21 protein-coding genes are annotated in these 21567 nt (G+C 71.2%); 8 read left to right on the forward strand and 13 right to left on the reverse strand.

Translation table 11 applies throughout. The annotated features are described in order from the left end of the window. Positions 1-9 precede the first annotated feature (9 nt). A complete protein-coding gene (locus AAIB33_RS14260) occupies positions 10-588 on the reverse strand; it encodes a hypothetical protein (RefSeq protein WP_345800624.1) in 579 nt (192 codons plus the stop codon). A gap of 109 nt (positions 589-697) precedes the next feature. Continuing rightward, positions 698-4480, reverse strand: a complete 3783-nt coding sequence (locus tag AAIB33_RS14265; RefSeq protein WP_345800625.1) for a bifunctional proline dehydrogenase/L-glutamate gamma-semialdehyde dehydrogenase — start codon at positions 4478-4480, stop codon at positions 698-700. An 88-nt stretch (positions 4481-4568) separates the two neighbouring features. On the opposite strand from AAIB33_RS14265, the gene AAIB33_RS14270 reads away from it, so the two are divergent. Beyond that, on the forward strand, positions 4569-5471 hold the full coding sequence (locus tag AAIB33_RS14270; RefSeq protein WP_345803442.1) for a LysR family transcriptional regulator: 903 nt from the start codon (positions 4569-4571) through the stop codon (positions 5469-5471). 98 nt (positions 5472-5569) lie between these two features. After that, entirely contained in the window at positions 5570-6958 is a 1389-nt protein-coding gene (locus AAIB33_RS14275; protein ID WP_345800626.1) for a collagen-binding domain-containing protein, read from the forward strand. An 86-nt stretch (positions 6959-7044) separates the two neighbouring features. Here the strand turns inward: AAIB33_RS14275 and AAIB33_RS14280 are convergent, their stop codons facing one another. Then, positions 7045-7686, reverse strand: a complete 642-nt coding sequence (locus tag AAIB33_RS14280) for a hypothetical protein (RefSeq protein ID WP_345800627.1) — start codon at positions 7684-7686, stop codon at positions 7045-7047. Positions 7687-7902: 216 nt separating this feature from the next. On the opposite strand from AAIB33_RS14280, the gene AAIB33_RS14285 reads away from it, so the two are divergent. Next, entirely contained in the window at positions 7903-9852 is a 1950-nt protein-coding gene (locus tag AAIB33_RS14285; RefSeq protein ID WP_345800628.1) for a diguanylate cyclase, read from the forward strand. Here the strand turns inward: AAIB33_RS14285 and AAIB33_RS14290 are convergent. Then, positions 9844-10146 carry a hypothetical protein gene (locus tag AAIB33_RS14290; protein ID WP_345800629.1) on the reverse strand — a complete coding sequence of 101 codons (303 nt, stop codon included), beginning with the start codon at positions 10144-10146 and terminating at the stop codon, positions 9844-9846. The two genes, AAIB33_RS14285 and AAIB33_RS14290, sit on opposite strands and share 9 nt — an antisense overlap. Positions 10147-10184: 38 nt before the next feature. Between AAIB33_RS14290 and AAIB33_RS14295 the strand changes: the two genes are divergently transcribed. Next, entirely contained in the window at positions 10185-10457 is a 273-nt protein-coding gene (locus AAIB33_RS14295) for a hypothetical protein (protein WP_345800630.1), read from the forward strand. A gap of 73 nt (positions 10458-10530) precedes the next feature. Here the strand turns inward: AAIB33_RS14295 and AAIB33_RS14300 are convergent, their stop codons facing one another. Beyond that, the gene (locus AAIB33_RS14300) at positions 10531-11310 is read right to left on the reverse strand and encodes an EAL domain-containing protein (RefSeq protein WP_345800631.1); all 780 of its coding nucleotides are present in this window, start codon (positions 11308-11310) and stop codon (positions 10531-10533) included. A gap of 153 nt (positions 11311-11463) precedes the next feature. On the opposite strand from AAIB33_RS14300, the gene AAIB33_RS14305 reads away from it, so the two are divergent. Further along, a complete protein-coding gene (locus AAIB33_RS14305) occupies positions 11464-11775 on the forward strand; it encodes an ATP-dependent DNA ligase (RefSeq protein WP_345800632.1) in 312 nt (103 codons plus the stop codon). Between the two features lie 86 nt (positions 11776-11861). After that, positions 11862-12167, forward strand: a complete 306-nt coding sequence (locus tag AAIB33_RS14310) for a hypothetical protein (protein WP_345800633.1) — start codon at positions 11862-11864, stop codon at positions 12165-12167. Positions 12168-12176: 9 nt separating this feature from the next. Here the strand turns inward: AAIB33_RS14310 and AAIB33_RS14315 are convergent, their stop codons facing one another. Then, entirely contained in the window at positions 12177-12737 is a 561-nt protein-coding gene (locus AAIB33_RS14315; RefSeq protein ID WP_345800634.1) for an acyl-CoA thioesterase, read from the reverse strand. A 132-nt stretch (positions 12738-12869) separates the two neighbouring features. Here AAIB33_RS14315 and AAIB33_RS14320 point away from each other — a divergent pair, with 132 nt between their 5' ends. Next, positions 12870-13376: a GNAT family N-acetyltransferase gene (locus tag AAIB33_RS14320; protein ID WP_345800635.1), complete on the forward strand. Its 507-nt coding sequence runs from the start codon at positions 12870-12872 to the stop codon at positions 13374-13376. 68 nt (positions 13377-13444) lie between these two features. Here the strand turns inward: AAIB33_RS14320 and AAIB33_RS14325 are convergent, their stop codons facing one another. From AAIB33_RS14325 to AAIB33_RS14350, 6 genes are all read right to left on the reverse strand, one after another. Further along, positions 13445-14302 (reverse strand): hypothetical protein, encoded by an 858-nt coding sequence (locus AAIB33_RS14325; protein ID WP_345800636.1) that lies wholly within the window; start codon positions 14300-14302, stop codon positions 13445-13447. After that, positions 14299-15030, reverse strand: a complete 732-nt coding sequence (locus AAIB33_RS14330; protein WP_345800637.1) for a response regulator transcription factor — start codon at positions 15028-15030, stop codon at positions 14299-14301. The genes AAIB33_RS14325 and AAIB33_RS14330 overlap by 4 nt, the downstream gene beginning before the upstream one ends. Next, complete coding sequence (locus AAIB33_RS14335) at positions 15018-16304, reverse strand: histidine kinase (protein WP_345800638.1); 1287 nt, start codon at positions 16302-16304, stop codon at positions 15018-15020. Before AAIB33_RS14335 ends, AAIB33_RS14330 begins: the two co-directional genes overlap by 13 nt. 78 nt (positions 16305-16382) lie before the next feature. Then, a complete protein-coding gene (locus AAIB33_RS14340; RefSeq protein ID WP_345800639.1) occupies positions 16383-17504 on the reverse strand; it encodes a cytochrome b/b6 domain-containing protein in 1122 nt (373 codons plus the stop codon). Positions 17505-18196: 692 nt separating this feature from the next. Next, positions 18197-19171: an electron transfer flavoprotein subunit alpha/FixB family protein gene (locus AAIB33_RS14345; protein WP_345800640.1), complete on the reverse strand. Its 975-nt coding sequence runs from the start codon at positions 19169-19171 to the stop codon at positions 18197-18199. 10 nt (positions 19172-19181) lie between these two features. Next, positions 19182-19958 carry an electron transfer flavoprotein subunit beta/FixA family protein gene (locus tag AAIB33_RS14350; RefSeq protein ID WP_345800641.1) on the reverse strand — a complete coding sequence of 259 codons (777 nt, stop codon included), beginning with the start codon at positions 19956-19958 and terminating at the stop codon, positions 19182-19184. Positions 19959-20090: 132 nt separating this feature from the next. Between AAIB33_RS14350 and AAIB33_RS14355 the strand changes: the two genes are divergently transcribed. After that, entirely contained in the window at positions 20091-20627 is a 537-nt protein-coding gene (locus tag AAIB33_RS14355) for a MarR family transcriptional regulator (protein WP_345800642.1), read from the forward strand. A 157-nt stretch (positions 20628-20784) separates the two neighbouring features. Here the strand turns inward: AAIB33_RS14355 and AAIB33_RS14360 are convergent, their stop codons facing one another. After that, positions 20785-21561, reverse strand: coding sequence for an enoyl-CoA hydratase (locus AAIB33_RS14360; protein WP_345800643.1), 777 nt, complete (start codon positions 21559-21561; stop codon positions 20785-20787). Positions 21562-21567 lie beyond the last annotated feature (6 nt).

Genomic DNA, 21567 nt, shown 5'->3' on the forward strand with positions numbered 1-21567 from the left:
CGAGCCGGATCACTGGCTCTGCGCCTCCCAGATGAAGGTCACGTCGGCGGATGCTCCCTGCGGCGCCTGGTCATCGACGGTGTAGGCGACGGTGTAGGTCTGCTTCTGAGCGTCGGTCAGGACGACGGGGAGGATGCCCTGCGAAAAGTCGGTCAGCGCCTGGAACTCCGCGAGTGTGCCCGTCCACTGTGCCGGTGAGGCGGGCTGGCCCGAGGACGTGATCGTGAGGTCGATGTGGTCGGCCAGGCTCTGATCCGTCGCATCGGCGTTGGCGTACAGCCGCACCTCGGATGCGATGTTTCCACCCGCGTAGGTGACGACGATGTCCTGTGTGTCCTTATCACCGGGCGTCAGATCGCTCGCCGTGAAGACCGACTGCCCTTCACTGTCGTTGCTGAGGCTGATCTCGCCCGTCGAGAACGAGCTGCCGCCGGTGTTGGTCGTCGCCGTGAACGCCGCCATCGAGGCGTTGTAGATCAGCACGGCAGCGACGATGATCGCGATTCCGATGATGATCGCGAGCACCCAGAATCTGGCGCTCCGGCCCTTGGCATCGCCTTCCGGCTGCGGCGCGGCTGTCTCCGCCATGGTGCGTCCCTTTCACTCGGCGTGACCAGCGAGTCCCCCACTCACTGGGCGACACGTTAGCGAAAGACGCGGCTGGCGTGACAGCGGCACCCCGCGCCGATCACCCGGATCAGATGACTTCGTCCGACCAGTGGTCGGGGTTTCCGAAGCGGTGCGCCGTGATCGTGATCGACTGCTCGTGGAGGAAGGGCAGCAGCTCCAGGCGCCCGGCGGTCGTCACGTCGTTGTCGTACACCGCGAGGTCGGGATCGCCCGCGACGGCCTCCGCGAGGCGGCGGTGGAGGGCCGCGACCGAGTCCGGCGCACCGAGCAGGCGCACGCGAGCCGGACGCACCGCGTCTTCGGCGGGGTGCCTCATCCGCTCGATCCACTGCTCGTCGCTCTCGACGAACACCGGCACGTGCTGGTCGGAGAGCGCCCGGCGCACGGGCGCGGGAAGCCCGACGGGCGCGCTGATCGTCAGACCGGCGCCCGACCGGATGCCCGCGACCGCGACCCGCAGGAGCGCCCGCCACGGGGCATCCTTCGTCGCCCGGATCGCGACCTGCGAGATCGGCCGGTAGCGGAACAGGTTCCGCTCCACCGCCAGGTGCGACACGTCCTTCACCTGACCGAACTCGCGGTCCCACGCGATCGCGTCCGACAGTGCGGAGCGCCGGAGCCACTCGAACGAGTCGTAGTCCAGCGACGGCTGCGCCGCCTCGATGAGGTCGGTGATGCGGGAGTCGAGCCCCCGCAGGTGCAGCGTCTTGGAGGCGGTCGCCCCGGTCGAGGCGCGCCACGAGCCCAGGCCGATGAGGTAGTTCGGCCCGCCCGCCTTCGTGCCCGGGCCGACCGACGAGCGCTTCCAGCCGCCGAACGGCTGGCGCTGCACGATGGCGCCCGTGATGCCGCGGTTGACGTAGAGGTTGCCCGCCTCGACGCGGTCGAGCCAGAGCGCCAGGTCGGACGGGTTCTGCGTGTACAGCCCCGCGGTGAGGCCGTAGGCGACGGCGTTCTGCAGCTCGATCGCCTGCGCGAGCGACGACGCGTGCATGACCCCGAGGACGGGCCCGAAGAACTCCTCACGGTGGAAGCGGGATCCGGGGTGCACGCCCGTGCGGATGCCCGGAGTCCACAGCCTCCCCGCGTACTCGGGTCCGACCCCCTCCGGTCCCTGAGCCTGTCGGAGGGTCGGCTCGACGAGCCACTCCTCGCCCTCTTCGAGGGTCGTGAGCGCCCATTCGAGCTTGCCCTGCGGCACCTCGATGACGGGGCCCACCTCCGACAGCGGATCCGCCGGGGGCCCGACCCGCAGCGATGCCGTCGCGTCGACGAGCTGACGCGCGAACCGCTTGGAGCGCCCGACCGGCCCGACGAGGATCGCGAGCGACGCCGCCGAGCACTTCTGGCCCGCGTGTCCGAACGCGCTTTTGATGAGGTCGGATGCCGCGAGGTCGAGGTCGGCGGAGGGCATGACGATCATCGCGTTCTTGCCGCTCGTCTCGGCGAGGAGCGGCAGCTCCGGCCGCCACGACCGGAAGAGCGCCGCGGTCTCCCACGAGCCCGTGAGGATGACCCGGTCGACATCGGGGTGCGACACGAGCTGCTGCCCCAGCGCGCCCTCGTCGATGTCGACGAGCGCGAGCACGTCGCGCGGGACGCCCGCCTCCCACAGCGCCTCGGCCACGACGGCCGCACAGCGGCGGGCCTGCGGGGCGGGCTTGAAGACGACGCCCGAGCCGGCGGCGAGCGCGGCGAGCACACCTCCCGCGGGGATCGCGACGGGGAAGTTCCACGGCGGGGTGACGACCGTCAGGCGAGCCGGAACGAACACGGCGCCGCTCACGCGGTCGAGCTCCCGCGCCGTCGCCGCGTAGTAGTTCGCGAAGTCGACGGCTTCGCTGACCTCGACGTCGGCCTCGGCGAAGACCTTGCCGGTCTCGGAGGCGGCGACCTCGATGAGCTCCCCGCGACGCGCCTCGAGGGCGCGGGCGGCGGCGAGGAGGACGGCCGAGCGGTCGGCCGCGGGCTTCGCACCCCACGCGGTCGCGGCATCCCGAACCGTCGCGACGATGCTCTCGAGGGTGTCGGAGTCGGTCACCCGGGCCGCGCCGATCGTCTCGTCGCCGGCGGTCGAGACGTCGATCCGGGACAGGATGCCTCGGGCCCACTCGCGATTTGCGGGGAGGGCCGGGTCGGTGTCGGCCGCGTTGCGGAAGCCGGGGGCGCCCGTCGCGCGCGTGCCCGATTCGCGCGGCGAGAACACGGCGGTCTCGACGAAGGCCTGGCCGCCGAACAGCTGCGACTCGATGCTCGGCTCGAGGGCGTCCACATCGGGCATGACCTCGTCGTCGGAGGCGGCCGTCCGCGCGATGCCGATGACGGCCTGCGTCAGCCCCGACTCGTCGTCGGGTGCGCCCTCGCGCACGAGCCGCCCGGCCGCGCGCGGTCCAGGCTCAGGCGCCTCGGCCGTCCGGTCCTGCGTGCGGTTCGGCCCGGTGTGCAGCGACGGGTCGTGCGCGCGCTCGAGCGAGGCGAGGAAGCGGTCCCGCTCCCGGTCGAACATCGACTCGTCGTCGGCGAGATCGAAGGCGGCCGAGAGGAAGTTGTCGCTCGACGCGTTCTCCTCGAGGCGCCGCACGAGGTAGCTGATCGCGACGTCGAATTCGTCCGGGCGCACGACGGGGACGTAGAGGAGCACGTGACCGACCTCGCGCGTGACGGCCTCGACCTGGCCCTGCGCCATCCCGAGGAGCATCTCGAACTCCACGTTCGGGCTGCCGTCAGGCAGACCGAACGCCTGCCCTGCGCCTGTCGAAGGGCCCCGCACGTCCCGCTCCCCCGCGAGGAGCCAGGCGTAGGCGATGTCGAAGAGGTTGTGACCCGCGACGCCGATGCGCACGGCAGCCGTGCGCTCGGGCTGCAGCGCGGCGTCGAGGCACCGGACGTAGTTCGCGTCCGAGTCGAGCTTCGTGCCGTAGGTCGCGAGCGACCAGCCGTGCATGACGGCATCCACCCGCTCCATCGCGAGGTTCGCGCCCTTCACGAGCCGCACCTTGATGCGAGCGCCGCCCGCCGCGACGCGCGCCTGCGACCACTCGGTGAGCCGGTCGAGGGCGCCGAGCGCGTCGGGAAGGTAGGCCTGCAGCACGATGCCCGCCTCGAGGTCGCGCAGACGCGGGTCGTCGAGGATGCGCGTGAACACCGCGATCGTGAGGTCGAGGTCGCGGTACTCCTCCATGTCGAGGTTGACGAACGTCCGATCGGTCGCGGCCGTCAGGTAGAGGGGCAGCAGCCGCTCGACGACCTTGGCGACGACCTCGTCGAACGCCCACATCGAGATGTGGCTCGCGATCGCCGACACCTTGACCGAGACGTAGTCGACGTCCGGCCGGCGCACCAGCTCGTGGATGCCCTCGAGTCGCCGCAGCGCTTCGCGCTCACCGAGCACCGCTTCGCCGAGGAGGTTGAGATTGAGGCGCGCGCCGCTCTCCCGCAGTGTCGCGATCGCGGGTCCCAGCTTGTCGGGGCGCGCGTCGACCACGAGGTGCCCGACCATCTCGCGCAGAACGCGGCGGGCGATCGGCACGACGGGCGACGGCAGCACGGGCGCCACGGCCCCGCCCACGCGCACCGCTCCCTGCAGATACCACGGCAGGAACTCCGGCACGAGCGGGGCGACACGACTGAGATTGGATGCCGCGGCCGAGAGGCTCTCGGGTCGCATGACGCCGTCGACGAATCCGATCGTGAAGGGCAGCCCGTTGGGGTCCTTCAGCACGCCGGCGAGGCGCTCGGCCGACGGGTCGACCTCCGCGTCGGACGCCTCGTGCACCCATCGGCGGGCGAGCTCGATGGCGCGATCGGCGAGGGTGTCAGCGGGCGCGGACGGCAGCGGTGTCGACGGCATGCTTCCAGCATCCGTCATCGGATCGTTCATGAAAAGCGACTGACTATGATCAGTACCGCTCACTTTCATCGATGAATTGGGGATGCCGGTGTTCGAGCTGCGCCGTCTGCGTCTGCTGCACGAGCTCGCCCTGCGCGGCACGCTCGCGGCGGTCGCGGAAGCGCTCGCCTACAGCCCCTCGACGATCTCCCAGCAGCTCGCGCAGCTCGAGAAGGACGCGGGCGTGCCGCTGCTCGTCCCCGACGGGCGCCGCGTGCGGCTCACCGAGCACGGACTGGCTCTCGCAGCGCACGCGGCTCGCGCCCTCGAGCTCGAGGAGCAGATCCGCGGCGAGCTCGAAGCTCTCGAGCCCGGCGTCGCTCCCGTGCGCGTCGCGGTCATGCAGACGGCGGCGCAGGCGATCCTCCCCCGGGCGCTCTCGCTGCTGGCCGAGCGCGAGCCCGCGCTGCGCGTCGAGATCGCCGAGATGCCGCCCGAAGAGGGGCTGTTCGAGCTGTCGGCGCGAGGCTACGACCTCGTCGTGGCGGAGCAGTATCCCGGTCATACGCGGGCCCATCGTGCCGGGCTCGAGCGCGATCTGCTGGGCGGGGATCCCATTCGCCTCGCGGTCGCTCCGGACGATCCCGCGACGACGCTTCCCGAGCTTCGTGACCGCCCGTGGGTCATGGAGCCGGGCGGCACCGCCGCGCGACAGTGGGCGGTGCAGCAGTGCCGGGCTGCCGGCTTCGAGCCGGATGTCCGGTTCGAGCTCGCCGACCTCACCGCGCACATCCGACTCATCGCCGGCGGGCACGCCGCGGGCCTCCTGCCCGACCTGGTGTGGGCCGGCCAGGAGCCGACCGTGCGGCTGCATCCGCTCCCCGGCGATCCGCGGCGCGAGATCTTCGCGGCGGTGCGGCGATCGTCGGCGTCCCGCGCCGGCATCCGCGCCGTCCGCGACGCCCTCCACGACGCCTTCGCCGAGCGGCTCGGCGCAACCCGCTCGGGCTGAAGGGAACCGATCCCCGAGGCGGAGCATGGGAGCGCTCCCGGGATGAACATCGTGTTTCGGATGGCCGTGTCCGGTTTCCGTACGGCAGGATGAGTCGCATGGGGACCGACAAGACGCGCCTGGCCACCGTGAGTGGAATCGCCGCCGTCGCCGTGGGAATCGTCACGATGACCGCCTCCATCGGGGCCTCCGCGGCTCCGGGCGACACGATCGGCCCCTTCAACCCGGTGACCGAGCCCATGGGCCAGCAGGTCGACGGCCACAACGCCAACAGCGACTTCCTGATCTTCATCGAGAACGACGTGCAGCTCAACGCCGACGAGGCGGAGGGCACGCTCGCGCTCGGCGGGGATCTGCTGTTCGGTGCGAGCTACAACGTGATGAGCCCGCGACCCACCTTCACGGTGCCCGGCGAGTCCGAGTTCGTCTCGCTCTACGTCGGCGGCGGCATCGACTGGACCGGCGGACCCACCGTGCTGAAGGTGCTCGGCAACGGCTACGCCAAGGTCGCCGACGGGACCACTTTCGACGCCTTCAACCGCGACACCAACAACGCGGCGGTCAACTATCAGATCGTCCAGCCCGGCGCCGGCTACAACAGCGTGCCCCGCATCGAGGGCACGAGCCAGCAGTCGCCCGCCTCGATCGAGGCGCCCGTGCCGGCCGGACTCATCGACATCGGCGCCGCATACACGCTGTACCGCGAGGCATCCACGACCCTCGGCACGTGCACGCAGACGGTCGAGCTGCAGAACCGCGACGACGGGACGCCGCTTCCCCGGCCGATCCTCCCGGGCGCGAACGCGCGGATCACTCTCACGACCGGCCAGACGAACGTGCTCAACCTCACCACGGCGGAGCTCGAGAACCTCGAGTCGGTCACCTTCACGACGCCGCCCGACGCGAACACTCCGCTGCTCGTCAACATCACGGGCTCGGGCTTCGTCGGCACGCTGCCGCAGTCAGCCGGCATCGGCGAGCCCGACGCACGGTCGATCCTGTACAACTTCGTGGATGCCACGTCCGTCGTCGTGAACGGGGGCGACAGCCTCAACGGCACGATCTACGCGCCCCGCGCGACGGTCAACTGGCGCAGCTCGAGCAACATCTCGGGCAACGTCATCGCCGCGAACTTCGTGCACGGCATCCCGGTCATCGCCCCCGTCGGCTCGCCGCGCGAGGTGCACGACTTCCCCTTTTCAGCCGAGCTGACCTGCATCGCGGCGTCGGATGTGACGCCGACGCCCACTGACACCGGCACGACGACGCCGACGCCCACCCCGACGCCCACCGTCACCCCCACGCCGACACCGACCGACCCCGACGAGGGCGGCGACGAGGGCGGTCCGACGTCCACGCCGTCGGCGTCGACGCTGCCCGCGACGGGCGGCGCCGATGTCTCCTGGTTCGGCTTCGCGGCGGGCATCGCCGTCGCGGCCGGCGGGCTCATCGTGCTCGGCGACGTGGCTCGACGCCGACGGAGCTGAGGCGCGGGGGTCAGGGCTGACCCGAGGCGATGAGACGACGAGAGCCTCGGCCGGAATGGACCGGCCGAGGCTCTCGTCTGTCGCCGTCAGGCCCGGTCGCCGCGGCGCGTGGCCGGTGCGGGGTCGGTCGTGCCCGCGATGCGGGGCTCGTCGTGCGCGCCGGCCGCCGTCGCGTCGCGGCCGGTCGCATCGTCCCGGACCTCCGTGTCGCGAACGGTCGTCGTGTCGCGCTCGCCGGTCGCGGGATAGGCCGCGTCGCCACCCCTGCCGGCGGCCGAGGCCGCGTCGTCCGGGCGGGCGCGGGTGGTGGCATCCCGTGCCGTCGGATCACCCTGCGGCGGGTCGGTCTCGGCGTCGACGTATGGGTCGAGGTCGTCGGCCTTGCGGCGCAGCTCCTCAGCCTTCGACGCGTGCTCATCCGCTTCGCTGCGGTGCTCCTCCGCGTAGCGGCGAGCGTCGATCTCGGCCTGAGCGGCACGCGCCTTGGCGCGATCGGCCTCGGCGGCGGCTGCCGCGGCATCCGCCTGCGCCTTGTCGTGCTGAGCCTGGATCTCCTGCGCCCGCACGGCGGACTGGCGGGACTGGGCGCGCAGCTCCTCTGCGCGCTCGTGGTGCCGTTCCGCCCGGCGCGCGCTGTTGCGACGGGAGATCAGAAGCGCCACGACGATGACCGCGACGAGGGCGATGGCGATCACGACGACGATCCAGATGACTGCTGTGCTGTCCATGGACCCTCCTTCAGAGGCGTCGAGCCGAGTGGGTCTGGGCCGCGCCGTTTTCGACGAAACCGCACCCGCGGCATCGGGACAACGCCCTTGCCGGGCGGGAAATCCTGCGCTAGCCGGTTCATTTCCATGAATCCACTGGCTTAGGATCGGTTCACGCACGGGTGCGTGGGGCTTGCGCCGAGGTCTTCCGATCTATCCGTCGAGAAGGAGACCCTCGTGTCCGAAATCACCCCTGCCCGACAAGCCGAACGCGATTGGGCGCTGGATGAGCAGCGCCGCCTCGAGATCTGCGCCGCGGAGCCGATTCGGACACCGGGCCGCATTCAGTCGCATGGAACCCTGCTCGGAATCGACGAGCCCACCGAGACCATCGTGCTCGCGAGCGAGGATGCGGAGCGTTGGCTCGGCCGGCGCCTGCGCGACCTGGGCGACGACGATCTCGCGTGGACCGTGCTGCACGCGAACGCCGTCGACCCCGTCCGGGTCGAGCTGGAGGGGGAGCGCTACGACGTCATCGTGCATCGCGGAACCTCGCCGCTCGTGGTCGAGCTCGAGCCGATCATCCCCGACCTCGAGTACGTCCGCACGCGCGTCGTCGCGGCCATCCAGGAGCTGGCACGTTCGTCCGACGCCGATGAGCTGCGCCTCCTCGCCGCCAAGCGCATCAAGGAGATCACGGGCTACGACCGGGTCATGTGCTACCACTTCCATGAAGACGGGCACGGACAGGTCGTCGCCGACGAGCGCGAGCCCGACATGGAGCCGTACCTGGGGCTGCACTTCCCGGCATCGGACATCCCGAGCCAGGCCCGCGCCCTCTACATCGAGAAGCGCTCGCGGGTGATCGCCGACACCGAGGATCCGGGGCTCGCACTGCTGAGCCTGCTCCCCGAGGCCCCCCTGCCCGACCTCGGCCTCACGGAGCTGCGGGCCGTGTCGCCGCACCACCTGCAGTTCATGCGCAACATGGGCCAGGCCGCGACGGTGTCGTTCTCGCTCGTCATCGGCGACGAGCTCGTCGGGCTCTTCACCTGCGCGCACCGCACGGTGCGCCGTCTGCCCGTCCTGCTGCGCCGGTCGCTCGAGGTGCTCGCGAGCCAGGTGTCGATGCAGCTCGCCTCCGCCAACGAGATCCAGCGCCTGCGCCGGCAGCTCGAGGCGCGCGAGCGGCGGGCGTCGATCGTGGCCCCCCTGCACGGCCGCGGCGTGCCCTCCGACCTCCTGGTCGGCGGCGAGCGCACCGTCCTCGACGTCATCCCGGCCGATGGCGCCTACCTCAGGATCGGCGGAGCCATCCACTCCACGGGCACGGCCCCGTCGGCCGACCAGATGTCGCGGATCCTCGACGAGCTCCCGCCCGCGCCGTTCGTCTCCGACGCGCTCCCCCTCGAGCATCCGCAGTTCGCCGTCGAGCTGCCCGGTGTCGCCGGCATGCTGGCGGTCCCGCTCCTCGACGAGGGCGACTGGCTCGTCTTCGCTCGGGGAGAGGTCGCCCGCGAGGTCGACTGGCTCGGCGACCAGAGCCCCGGCAACCGTGAGGACCCCCTGTCGCCGCGGCGCTCATTCTCGTCGTGGAGCCAGAGCGTCACGGGCCGCAGCGCCCCGTGGGACACCGCCGTGCAGGACGCGATGGAGCTCGCCGCCGACATCCGCGCGACGCTCGAGCAGCGGGCCCAGGCCGAGCTCGCCGAGCTCGCGTGGCGTGATCCGCTGACGGGCCTCCACAATCGCCGGTTCCTGCACGATCGGCTCGACGAGCTGCTCGAGGACGGCATCGAGGGCGTCGCGGTGGTCTTCATCGACCTCGACGGCTTCAAGCTGATCAACGACACCCACGGCCACGAAGCCGGCGACGCCGTGCTCGTCGCCATCGGTCAGCGGCTCCTCGCCAGCGCGCGGTCGAGCGACCTCGTCGTGCGGTGGGGAGGCGACGAATTCGTCATCGTTTGCCTCGGTGTCGGAGAGACGCACGCGCACGACATCGCCGAGCGCGCCGTCGCCGCGCTCACGGCCCCGATCGCGGTCGAGCACACCGTCGTCCAGATCACGGCATCCGCCGGAATCGTGACGGCCGGACCCGGGTTCACGACGATGGAACTGCTGGATGCCGCAGACTCGGCGATGTACCGCGCGAAGCGCTCCGGCGGGGGTGTCGTCTCAGACTGAGGTCTGCGTCGTCTCGGGGATGATGCGGAGTCCGCCCGGGGAGTTCGCCGATTCCACCAGCTCCTGCAGCCACACCCGGTTGATCTCGGGCATCCTGGCCTCGTACTCGAAGCGGAGCGTCGACGACGTCGAGAGCCACAGCACCTGGCGTCGCTCGTTGGATTCGTCGGTAAGCGCGAGCGCGACGCTCTCACGGCGGCGGAACTTCGCGAGGATGACGAGCTCGAGGTGAGCCAGCGTGCGGTCGTCGATCGCGAACTCGGCGGCAGGCGAGCCGTAGTGCAGGGTACCCATCGCGTCGATCTTACGTGGAGCGCGGCTAGGCTGAGACGGTGACGATCGTAAACCGCCTCACCGTCGACGGCCGCGACTACTTCCTGCCGGAGCCCGTGTCCGAGCTGAAGCGCGACATCCTCGAGGCGATCAAGGGGGGTGGCGGGTACGTCACCATCCCGCCGCTGCGCGGTGGACCCGGCATCGACATCCTCTTCTCGCCCGGCATGCCGGTCACGTGGACGCAGATCGAGATCGCGAACGAGGCCGCCGCAGCCGTGCCGCCCGTCTACGACGCCGGCGCGTCGGACGACCAGATCAGCAACCTCTGACGACGCACGTCTCCGAGCGGCCCTGGGCCGCATCGCCGACCCGCGCGGCTCACCGCCGCACGGCGGCCTGGCCTCAGTGGCGCGAACCGTCGAGGATGCGCTCGATCTCGGCGGCCGAGACGGGCCGACCGAGCAGATATCCCTGACCCAGGTCGCAGCCGCGGGCGCGGGCCCGCTCGAGGTCGGTGATCGTCTCGATGCCCTCCGCCACGACGCGCCATCCGCGGCGCTTCGCACGGGCCACGACGTCGGCGATGGTCTCGTCGGCTTCGGCATCCGCCCGCTGCGTGAGCGAGCGGTCGATCTTGATCTCCTGGATCGACACCGTCTCGAGCGCATCGAGCGAAACGTCGCCGGCGCCGAAGTCGTCGATCGAGATGGCGATGCCGGCCGCTTTCAGGATGGGGAGCACGTCGACGACGGACGGCAGGAGCTGCGGCGCGGGAGCCTCGGTGATCTCCAGCGTGAGGCTGTCGGGACGGAGCCCTAGGGCCTGTGCGCGCTCCGCGAGCGCCGTGGCGAACTGCGGCGAGAACTCCGACGGCGACGCGTTGATCGAGAGACCGATCGCGTGCCCGCTGCGCTGCCATTCAGCCACCTGCGCGCCGGCCTTCTCGAGCACGTCGGCGTCGATGTCGGCGATGAGACCCGCCTTCTCGGCCAGCGGGATGAACCGGTCCGGCACGATGCTGCCCAGACGAGGGTGCATCCATCGGCAGAGCGCCTCGACCGCGACGGGCCGCACGGGCAGCACGCCGTCGTTGAGGTCGAAGAGAGGCTGGTAGGCGACGCTCAGGCCGTGCGACGTGACGGCTTCGCGCAGCTCGGCAGAGAGGATCGCTGAGCTGTTCATGGGTCCAGGCTCTCCGCTCTATCAGGCTCGCGCAACACCCCACATCGCGCCTGGAAAATCGTATAATACGCCACCGGCTGTTTCTGACGGTGTGACGACGGCGTGTGGGGACGGATGTCGAACCCGTCCACGAGTGCGGATACGCTAGCCGCGATGGGAACCCTCACTTACGACTCGAAGCTCACGGTGTCGCTGGACGACCGCATCCTCGCCCATCTCCAGCCGGTCATCTGGTCGAAACTCCGACGCGGCGAGCCCTTCGCCTTCACCTGGACCGACCCGATGCGGCCCGGCCTCGGACGCACGTCGGTCTGGCTCAGCCCCAACATCCCGCTCGCGTTCGAGTACTTCGGCAGTCGCCCGCCGAAGCTCAACGGCGCGTGGCTGGACGCGCTGAGCAAGTCGGCCAACTCGCCGGGCGGGCTCACGATCGTGCCCGAGCCGGACGAGCCCGACGGCGCCTGACCCGCTCGGGCGCTCGCGCGAATAGTCGAGGGATCGTCTGCTGTCAACAGGCGATGGGCTCCCCGCGCCCGACGTACGTTCTCTGCATGACCCGACAGCTGGACGACTTCGACACCCGAATCACTCGGCGCCGTCCGCACCTCGCCACCGCGGCGCCGGCTGTTCCCCATCTCGGCACGGCAGGACCCCTGCGCTCCGACCCCTTCGGCGAGTTCGACGCGCCGCGTCGCCCCGGACGCCTCCACTCCCTGGCCGCCGCCTTCGCGACGATCGGCGCGACGGGCTTCTCGAACCCCGGTGAGCAGATCCGCGTCTGGACGCTGTGGCTCAGCGTCATCAACGTCGGCATGGCCGTCGCCCTGACGCTCGCTCTCGTCGCGCTCTTCCGCTGAGCCTGGGGCTCACTCCCAGACGCTCGGCGCGTCCGCACGCGTCGACGGGAGAGCGGATGCCGCGGCCCAGTCGTGCACCCACGGCTCGACGTCCGGCAGCCCGTCGGGTCGCCCGATCGCGGCGAACAGCTCCTCGTGCGGGAGCGTGCCGCCCTTGCGCCGCAGCATTCTGGCGCGGATGATCGCGCGCGCGTAGACCTCCCCGTCGACGACCGCACGGTGCTCGAGATAGAGCGCCTTGTCGTCGTGGCCGAGGAACCGGGACTCCACGACGAAGCGCTGCCACAGCTCGAGCGACTTGCGGAACGTCACGGTCTCGCTCGACACGACGGCGTACCAGCCGTTGCGCTTCATGGCGTCGACGAGGCCCGTGCGCGTCAGCAGATCCCAGCGGCCCAGGTCGAAGAGCGACAGGTAGCGGCCGTTGTTCATGTGGCGCAGCACGTCGATGTCGGTGGGCAGCGTCGTGAGCCGGATCCGCCCGACGGCGGTCGGCGCAAGGCCCCTGCCCAGGCGCACGCGCACGCGCGCGCCGATGATCACCAGCAGGGTCCGCCACCACACGTTCACGAGGTGCGATCGTATCCATCGCATGGCCGGTTTGCGACGGCCGGGTGACCGATCCGCAACCGGACACGCCCGGGGCCGGGCGCAGCATCCCCTCGATTTCGCGCCTCGGGATGCCGCGCGTAGAGTCTGGCCATGGAAGCCGAACTGCAGACCGACATCGTCGTCCGTCCGGTGCGGGACGTCGACGCGGAGGCCCTCGGTCGCGTGCACGCGACGTGCTGGCACGAGACGTACGACCACCTCATCAGCAAGGCCGCGCTCGAGAAGATCTCGCCTCGTCGCATGGCTGAGCTCTGGACCCACTGGGCCGTCCAGGGCCCCGAATTCAAGATGTTCGCCGCGCTGGTCGACGGTGAGATCGTCGGATTCGCCGGCTCGGGCCCCGCGCGCGACAAGGACGCGCCCCGGTTCCGTGAGCTCTACTTCATCTACCTGCTCGACGCGTGGCACGGCACCGGCATCGGGCAGCGCCTGTTCGACGCCGTCGTGGAGACGGGCGAGGGCCTGTACCTCTGGGTCGCGGAGGACAACCCGCGCGCCCACCGCTTCTACACGCGCAACGGGTTCACGCTCGACGGCGCCGCGCACACCGAGCCGTTCCTCGGCGAGACGCTCACCGAGGTGCGCTTCGTGCGCTGATCCCTCCGCACACAGAAGAGGCGCCCCGCCGAGATCGGCCGGGCGCCTCTTCTGCGTCTTGGAGACGGTCAGCCCGCCCGGAGCACGGCCTCCCCCGCCGAGACCTCGACGCGGATCGTGCTGTCGGCACCGGGCACCGACCCCACGCCGTTGTCGAAGCTGCCCGCCGACACGTCGGAGGTCACGTCGTACTCACCCTCGGGCACCGTCAGCCGCGCCGACCCCGAGCTGACCTCGAGCGCGACCGTGCTCGGCCGGCGGCCGGTGAGATCGGCCGTCAGCGCGCCCGCCGACACCGAGAGCGTCGCCTCATCGACGCCGTCGAGGTCGAGCTCGCCCGTGCCGGCGCTGATCTGCGCGTCGATCGAGTCGGCCTGTCCCGCGATCGTGGCGCGGCCCGCGCCGAGGTCGAGCGTCAGGTCACCGAAGCGCCCGTCTGCGCTGAGCTCTCCCGCGGCGAGCGAGAGGTCGGCATCCGTCCCCTCCATCGCCTGCGGGAGCCGCAGCACGCCCTGACTGCGGCCGCCGAAGATCCAGCCCGTGAACCAGCCGTCGCCGAACCAGCCCGTCGGCGTGGCCACGGTGAGCGTCTCGCCCGAGGCGTCGAGCGTCCAGCGGTCGGCGCCCGTCGTGCCGGTGACCTCGAGCTCGGCGTCGGAGACGTCGGCGTAGACGACCTGCAGCGAGCCCGCCGACACGTCGACCTTGAGGTCGTCGACGCCCGAGACGTCGACCGTGCGGGTCGTCGTGTGAATGGATGCCGCGGCGATCGTCGTGAAGACCGCCGACACCACCGCGCCCAGCACGACGAACGCGCCGAACACGATGAGGAGGATGGCGACGACCCGCGAGGAGCCGCGCGTAGGGGGCCCGGCCGGAGGCGGGACCTCGGTGCCCGCGGGAGGGGGTGTCATCGTGGTGGTCATCGGACCGCTCCTGTCTGCGGCGTCGAGCCGCCGGGATGCGTGGGCGGGGTGGATCCGCCGGGATGGGTCTGCGGTGCGGAGCCGCCGTGTTCGAGGTGGGCGAGCGCCGCGAGCACCCGCCGGTTGCCCGACTCGTCCTGTTCGAGATCGAGCTTCTGGAAGAGCGCCGTCACGTGCTTCTCGACGCTGCCCTCCGAGATGAAGAGCGTCTTGGCGATGGCCTGGTTGGACTTGCCCTCCGCGATGAGCGAGAGCACGGCGCGCTCGCGGTCGGTGAGGCGCAGCATCCGCTCGTCCTTCGTCCGCCGGCTGAGCAGCTGAGCCACGACCTCCGGATCGAGCACCGTCGCCCCGGAACCGATGCGGTCGATCGCCTCGAGGAAGTCGGCGACGTCCGCAACGCGGTCCTTGAGCAGATAGCCGAGGGCGCCGCCCTTCGCCGCGATGAGATCGGAGGCGTAGCGCTCCTCGACGTACTGCGACAGCACGAGGAGGGGCAGGTCGGGCCGGGTGGCGCGGAGCGCGAGGGCCGCCCGGATGCCTTCGTCGGTCCACGACGGCGGGAGCCGGACGTCGAGGATGCACAGCTCGGGGGCGGTCTCGGCGACCACCTGTTCGATCCGCACGGCGTCGGGGATCGACGCGACCACCTCGTGGCCGGCGTCCTCGAGCACGCGCACGAGTCCTTCGCGCAGGAGCGCCGAGTCTTCGCAGATCAGGATGCGCATGGGATGCTCACCTCCACGGTCGTGGGTCCGCCCAGCGGGCTGTCGATGCGGGCCTGGCCGCCGGCCGCGATGACGCGGTGGACGATGCCGTCGAGTCCTCCACCCGGCATGACTCGGGCTCCGCCGATGCCGTTGTCCTCGACCCGCGCCCACAGGGTGTTCCCGTCGCGGAGCCGGGCGACGACGCGCACCTCGGTCCCCCGCGAGTGCTTGGCCGCGTTCGTGAGGGCCTCCGCGATGGCGAAGTACGCGGCGGCCTCCGTCTCGCGGCTGCAGCGGCCGTCGAGCCGCACATCGAGGTGCACCGGCACGACCGACCGGGCGGCGAGGGCCGAGAGGGCGGCATCCAGTCCCCGATCGTCGAGGACGGAGGTGTGGATGCCGCGGGCCAGCTGCCGCAGCTCGGTGATGGCCGCCTTGGTGGACGTGTGCGCCTCCGCGATGAGCTCCTTCGCGGCATCCGGATCGGTGTCGATCTTCTGCTGCGCGAGGCCGAGCGTCATGCCGACCGACACGAGCCGGGGTTGGACGCCGTCGTGGAGGTCGCGCTCGATGCGCGTGCGCTCGACGTCGGCGGCATGGACGGCGCCGGCGCGCTGCACGTTCGAGGCCCGCGCGGCTTCGGCCGACGTGCGGGCCGCTTCGGCGAACTGCGCCTCGCGGGAGGGGACCATGATCGCCCGGGACAGGATGCCGTGCAGCAGGGCGAGCCCGATGATCGCCGCCGCCGAGACGAGGGCGACGAGGATGCCGAGCGGGATCGCCCACGCGACGGGGAACTCCAGGCCCGTGCTCGCGAGCGGGACGGTCGTGCCGCGGGCGTACAGCGGCGCGAAGGCCAGGACGAGACCGGAGGAGAGGATGCTGAGCAGCACCACGACGATCCAGCCGAGGATCGTGGACACGGCGAGATTGCCGATGCCCCGCCACGTGGCCGGGTCGATGGTCTGCAGCCAGAGGCTGCGGAGGAAGCCGCCGAAGCCCGGACGTCCGCTCGTGCGCAGGCGCCGGGACGGCAGTCCGAAGTCGTAGAGCCCGTCGACCCGCGCCGCCTCGACCCACGCGACGCCGAAGAGCGCGTAGACGAAGGCGAGGAGGAAGACGACGCCGATGAGAAGGACGGGGAGCAGCCCGAGACCGAGCCCGAGCAGCGTGAACAGCACCGTGAAGACGGCGGGCCCCAGGATGCCGAGGGCCGCGAGCTGTGCGACGGCTCCGGCGACGCGGGGCGGCGACGCGATCGATGGTGCGGGGGCGGGGGTGCCTGAGGTCATGCCTCCACGGTAGAACCGGGCCCTCGGGCGCGCGCCAGAGGCATCCGGAACCTTCTCTTCGGGTTATCCCCCGGTCGCCTACCGGCCGGAGACCTTGCCGAACAGCCGGGCGATCGGCGCGAGCACGAGCGGGCGCGCGGCGATCCAGCCCGCCGCGATCACGACGAGCGATGCGACGAAGATCCAGAAGCCGACCCAGTTCACGACATCCTGCGACGCGTACATGTGGTTCAGGTTGCGCAGCGCCCCCGTCGCGAACACGAGGGTCACGTGCGCGATGATGAACAGCACGAAGTAGATCATCACGGGGAAGTGCACGGCCCTCGCCCACTCGACCGGGTACGCCTTGTTGAGGCCCGTGGCCTGCTTCGGCCAGATGCCGCTCATCCGCACACCCGTGAGGATCGCGAGGGGCGCCGCGAGGAACACCGTCGCGAAGTAGGCGAGCTGCTGCAGCGAGTTGTAGTTGACCCAGCCGTTCTCGGTGGGCCAGTCGAGCGACACGTACTGCAGGCCGGCCGACAGGGCGTTCGGGAAGACGGTCCAGCTCGTCGGCACGATCTTCATCCACTGCCCCGTCGCGAACAGCAGCACGATGTAGATCACGCCGTTGACGATCCAGAGGATGTCGAGCGACTGGTGGAACCACAGCGTGAGGCTGATCTTGCGGCGGTTGTTGTTGCGCGGCGACCAGAACACCGTCGGGCGCTTCTCGGTGCGCACCGTCAGGCCCGTGCGGATGATGAGCACCATCAGGAACACGTTGAAGAAGTGCTGCCAGCCGAGCCAAGGAGGGATGCCGACGGGCGCGCCCGCGGGAAGCTCGTACTCGCCGGGGTAGGTCGCGAGGAAGTCCTGCATGAAATCGAGGCTCAGGAACCACCGCGTGAACAGGACGACCATGCCCGCCGCGAACAGCAGTCCGGCGCCGCCGACGATGACCGCGCCCGCCCACTGACCCTTGGTGAAGGGTCCGATCCGCTTCGGCTCTGGCTGGGGCGCGGGCCGCGTGCGCGCCGCAGTGCCCGCCCAGACGGTGCGGGTGAACGGCAGCGGCGCCCGCTCCGCCGCCCCGGTCGCCGAGCTTGTCGCCCCGGTCCCCGAGCTTGTCGAGGGGTGGGATGCCGCGGCTGCAGCCGCCGGGGCGGTCGGCGCGGTGCGGGGCAGGCCTGTCCGCACGGGCGGAGCGGGAGTCTCCACGTCCGCGGGGTCGACCTCTCCCCCGGTCCCCGAGCTTGTCGAGGGGTCGAGGCCGACGTTCCTCGCGGGCTCGCCTGGCGACGCTTCGGCAGGCTCAGCGACCGGGGTGCGGAGGATCCGAAGGGCGGTTGCCGGCGGCCACGCCTCCCCGCCCGCCACCCGCGGCAGCCCGCGGCGCAGAGCACCGTCGCCCAGCGCTTCCGCGACCACGACCTCAGCCCCGGTCCCCGAGCGTGTCGCCCCGATTCCCGAGCTCGTCACCCCGGTCCCCGAGCTCGTCGAGGGGTCGAGGCCGACGTTCCTCGCGGGCTCACCTGACGACGCTTCGACAGGCTCAGCGACCGGGGTCGGGCCGACCCCAAGGGCGGTTGCCGGCGGCCACGGCTCTCCGCCCGCGACCCGCGGCAGGCCGCGGCGCAGCGTGCCACCGCTCCTCGCGGGCTCCGAGTTCGACGCTTCGACAAGCTCAGCGACCGGGGTGGGGTCGAGGGCCGGGGTCGCCACTGGCGCCGCGACCGCGGCCGGCGCTGCGGCCGAAGCCGCCACTGCCTCCCCCACGGTCGCCGAGCTTGTCGAGGGGTCGAACTCTGAAGCCGCCACGGCCGACGAGCCGTCGCCGGCGGGCCACGACTCACCGCCCGCCACGCGCGGCAGGCCGCGGCGCAGAGACCCCGAGAACGTCGCCACCGGGCTCAGGCCTTCTTCGCCTCGAGCGCCGCGATGAGCTGCGGCACGACGGTGAACAGGTCGCCGACGACGCCGAAATCGGCGATCTCGAAGATCGGGGCGTCGGCATCCTTGTTGATCGCGACGATCGTCTTCGCCGTCTGCATGCCGGCCTTGTGCTGGATCGCACCCGAGATGCCGAGCGCGACATACAGCTGCGGCGACACCGACACACCGGTCTGTCCCACCTGGTACGACTGCGGCACATATCCTGCATCCACCGCCGCGCGGGAGGCGCCGACGGCGGCGCCGAGCGCGTCGGCGAGCTGGTCGACGAGGGCGAACTTCTCCCCCGACCCGAGCCCGCGACCGCCCGAGACGACCTTCGCCGCTCCCCGCAGCTCGGGACGCGACGATGCGACGACGGCTTCCTGGACGGAATCGACGGATGCCGCGGGCCGGCCCGACGCCGTGACGGACAGGGCCTCGACCTCGGGCGTCCGCGCCTCGGCGCGCGCGTCGATCGCACCCTGCCGCACCGTGATGACGGGCGCACCCCACGTGACGGCGGAATCGACGTTGTAGGCCCCGCCGTACACGGAGTGGTGCGCGACGACGCCCTCGGCATCGCGGGAGACACCGACGGCATCCACGCACAGTCCAGAACGGGTGCGGGCCGCGAACCGCCCGGCGACCTCGCGGCCCTCGATCGAGTTCGACACGAGGATCGCGTCAGGCCGCACCAGGTCGGCCGCCGCCGAGAGGGCATCGACGCGCGGCACCGTCAGGAGCGACGCGTCACCCTCCGCCGTCAGCACGGCCGCGGCACCGAGGTCGCCGGCCTGCGACGCGAGGGAGGAGGCATCCTGGCCCACGATCAGCGCGACCGGCGTGCCCACCTGTGCGGCAGCGCCCAAGAGGCCCGCCGACGAGCGGGCGAGCTCGCCCGAGGGGGTGACGTCCAGTAGGACGAGGATCGAATCCGCAGCGAATTCCGTCATGTCGCCTTCCTCACACGAGTCGGTTCTGGATGAGGAACTCCGCGAGCTGCTCGCCCGCGTCGCCCTCGTCGACGATCTTGACGCCCGCCGCGCGCGGCGGCTTCTCGCTCAGCGCGATGACGATCGAGTGCGACGCGGAGTGGTCCTCGGCCTCGATCGAAAGGTCGGCCAGCGACAGCGTCTCGAACGGCTTCTTCTTCGCCGCCATGATGCCCTTGAAGTTCGGAAATCGGGCGTCCGGCAGCGCCTCGGTGATGGACACGACCGCCGGCAGCGGCGCAGACACGGTCATGGTCGCGGCGTCCGACGCCCGCTCGCCCGAGACCGTGCCGTCGCCGATCTCGACCGAGTTGAGCGACGTCGCGCTCGGCACGCCGAGCAGTTCGGCGATCATCGCGGGGATCACGCCGCCCGACCCGTCCGTGGAGAGGTTGCCGCCGATCACGAGATCGAATCCGATGCGCTGCAGGGCCGCCGCGAGCACCTCGGCCGTGAGGCCCAGATCCGCGCCCAGCAGTCCGTCGTCGACGACCTGCACCGCCGACGCGGCCCCCATCGCGAGACCCTTCCGGACCGTCGCGGTCGCCGACTCCGGCGCCATCGACAGCACCACGACCTCGGTGCCGGGGTTCTTGTCCGCGTACGACAGCGCGACCTCGAGCGCCCGCTCGCCGATCTCGTCGATCACCGCCTCGCTCGCCGCACGGTCAGCCAGACCCGTCTCGAGGTTCAGCTTGCGATCCCCGTAGGTGTCCGGGACTTCCTTGACCAGGACCACGATCTTCATACGCTTCTGCTCCTTCGTCGTGTCGAGTCTATGCGGCGCCGCGGGCGCTCCATGCGGCCGGAATCCGCCTGCCCGGCGGGCCGTGCAGAACCGCGCGCGCTACCGTGGAAGACGCCAGGAGGGAGGTGCCGCGTGGCCCGTTCCGGACCGCTCCCCGTCGATCCGATCGCGGAGGCGAAACGACAGTGGATCGCCCACGGCTGGACGGATGCCGCCGGCGGCATGTCGGCGGTGACATCGATCATCCGTGCGCAGCAGCTCATGTTCGCGCGCATCGACGCCATCCTGCGTCCCTTCGGCCTCTCGTTCGCGCGCTTCGAGCTGCTGCGCCTCCTGGCCTTCACAAGGGCGGGACGGATGCCGATGGCGAGCGCCATCGCACGCCTGCAGGTGCATCCCACGAGCGTCTCGAGCACGGTCGACCGGCTCGTGCGCGACGGCCTGGTGCTGCGTGAGCCGCACCCCGTCGACGGACGCGCGGCGATGCTCGTGCTGACCGACAGCGGCCGCGAGGTGGTCGAGCGCGCCACGGAGGCGCTCAACACCGAGATGTTCGAGGATCCCGGCATGTCGGAGGACGACACGGCGGAGCTCGTGCGGATCATCGCCCGGTTCCGCAAGGACGCGGGCGACTTCACCGACCCTCGACCGGTTCCGGATCCGCTCTGACCCCGGCCCCATCCGCTGCCCCCGGCGTCCCCGCCGCCCCTCGTCGCACCGAGACAGGGGGTTTCGCCGAGACGAGGCATCCTGCCCCCATGTCTCGGCGAGATCCCTTGTTTCGACGAGACATGGCTTGTCCGTTCGGCGGGCGGAGTCGGCGGCGTCACCGGTTGGTGAAATCGGGCTGACGCTTCTCGCGGAAGGCGGCCATGCCCTCCTTCTGGTCGTGCGTGTCGAACAGGGCCGCGAAGACGTGTCGCTCGAAGCGCAGGCCCTCCGCGAGGGGCGTCTCCATCGCGGTGTCGAGCGCGGCCTTCGCGGCGTAGACCGAGGGCAGCGACTTCGCGGCGATCGTGTCGGCGACCTTGCCGGCCTCGGCGAGGAGCTCGGCGGCAGGCACGACGCGCGACACGAGTCCCGCGCGTTCGGCCTCGGCGGCATCCATCGTCCGCCCCGTGAGGATGAGGTCGGCCGCCTTGTAGTACCCGACGGCGCGGATGAGCCGTTGCGAGCCGCCCATCCCCGGCATGACGCCGAGGTTGATCTCGGGCTGGCCGAACGTCGCGGTGTCCGCGGCGATGATGATGTCGCACATCATCGCAAGCTCGCAGCCGCCCCCGAGCGCATAGCCCGAGACCGCCGCGATGACGGGCGTGCGCACCGCGGCGAAGGTCGGCCAGCCGCCGAAGTGGTCGCCGAGGATCATGTCGAGCCCGGTCTTGGACTCCATCTCCTTGATGTCGGCGCCGGCGGCGAAGGCGCGCTCCGACCCCGTCAGGACGATCGCGCCGATCCCCTCGTCGGCGTCGAACCGTGTCGCCGCGTCGACGACCTCGGCGCACACCTGGGTGTTGAGGGCGTTGAGCGCCTGGGGACGGTTGAGGGTGATCCAGCCGACGCGTCCTCGCGTCTCGACGATGATCGTTTCGTAGTCGGTCATGCTCAG

Source organism: Microbacterium sp. AZCO (assembly GCF_039614715.1).
In the GTDB taxonomy this organism is placed as follows: Bacteria; Actinomycetota; Actinomycetes; order Actinomycetales; family Microbacteriaceae; genus Microbacterium.

Bases quoted from the DNA above. Each gene is read 5' to 3' on its own strand.
- AAIB33_RS14275 (WP_345800626.1), top strand. From the start codon at position 5,570: ATGGGGACCGACAAGACGCGCCTGGCCACCGTGAGTGGAATCGCCGCC.
- AAIB33_RS14335 (WP_345800638.1), bottom strand. From the start codon at position 16,304: ATGACCTCAGGCACCCCCGCCCCCGCACCATCGATCGCGTCGCCGCCC.
- AAIB33_RS14280 (WP_345800627.1), bottom strand. From the start codon at position 7,686: ATGGACAGCACAGCAGTCATCTGGATCGTCGTCGTGATCGCCATCGCC.
- AAIB33_RS14320 (WP_345800635.1), top strand. From the start codon at position 12,870: ATGGAAGCCGAACTGCAGACCGACATCGTCGTCCGTCCGGTGCGGGAC.
- AAIB33_RS14265 (WP_345800625.1), bottom strand. From the start codon at position 4,480: ATGCCGTCGACACCGCTGCCGTCCGCGCCCGCTGACACCCTCGCCGAT.
- AAIB33_RS14330 (WP_345800637.1), bottom strand. From the start codon at position 15,030: ATGCGCATCCTGATCTGCGAAGACTCGGCGCTCCTGCGCGAAGGACTC.
- AAIB33_RS14300 (WP_345800631.1), bottom strand. From the start codon at position 11,310: ATGAACAGCTCAGCGATCCTCTCTGCCGAGCTGCGCGAAGCCGTCACG.
- AAIB33_RS14260 (WP_345800624.1), bottom strand. From the start codon at position 588: ATGGCGGAGACAGCCGCGCCGCAGCCGGAAGGCGATGCCAAGGGCCGG.
- AAIB33_RS14305 (WP_345800632.1), top strand. From the start codon at position 11,464: ATGGGAACCCTCACTTACGACTCGAAGCTCACGGTGTCGCTGGACGAC.
- AAIB33_RS14290 (WP_345800629.1), bottom strand. From the start codon at position 10,146: ATGGGTACCCTGCACTACGGCTCGCCTGCCGCCGAGTTCGCGATCGAC.
- AAIB33_RS14350 (WP_345800641.1), bottom strand. From the start codon at position 19,958: ATGAAGATCGTGGTCCTGGTCAAGGAAGTCCCGGACACCTACGGGGAT.
- AAIB33_RS14360 (WP_345800643.1), bottom strand. From the start codon at position 21,561: ATGACCGACTACGAAACGATCATCGTCGAGACGCGAGGACGCGTCGGC.
- AAIB33_RS14310 (WP_345800633.1), top strand. From the start codon at position 11,862: ATGACCCGACAGCTGGACGACTTCGACACCCGAATCACTCGGCGCCGT.
- AAIB33_RS14345 (WP_345800640.1), bottom strand. From the start codon at position 19,171: ATGACGGAATTCGCTGCGGATTCGATCCTCGTCCTACTGGACGTCACC.
- AAIB33_RS14325 (WP_345800636.1), bottom strand. From the start codon at position 14,302: ATGACCACCACGATGACACCCCCTCCCGCGGGCACCGAGGTCCCGCCT.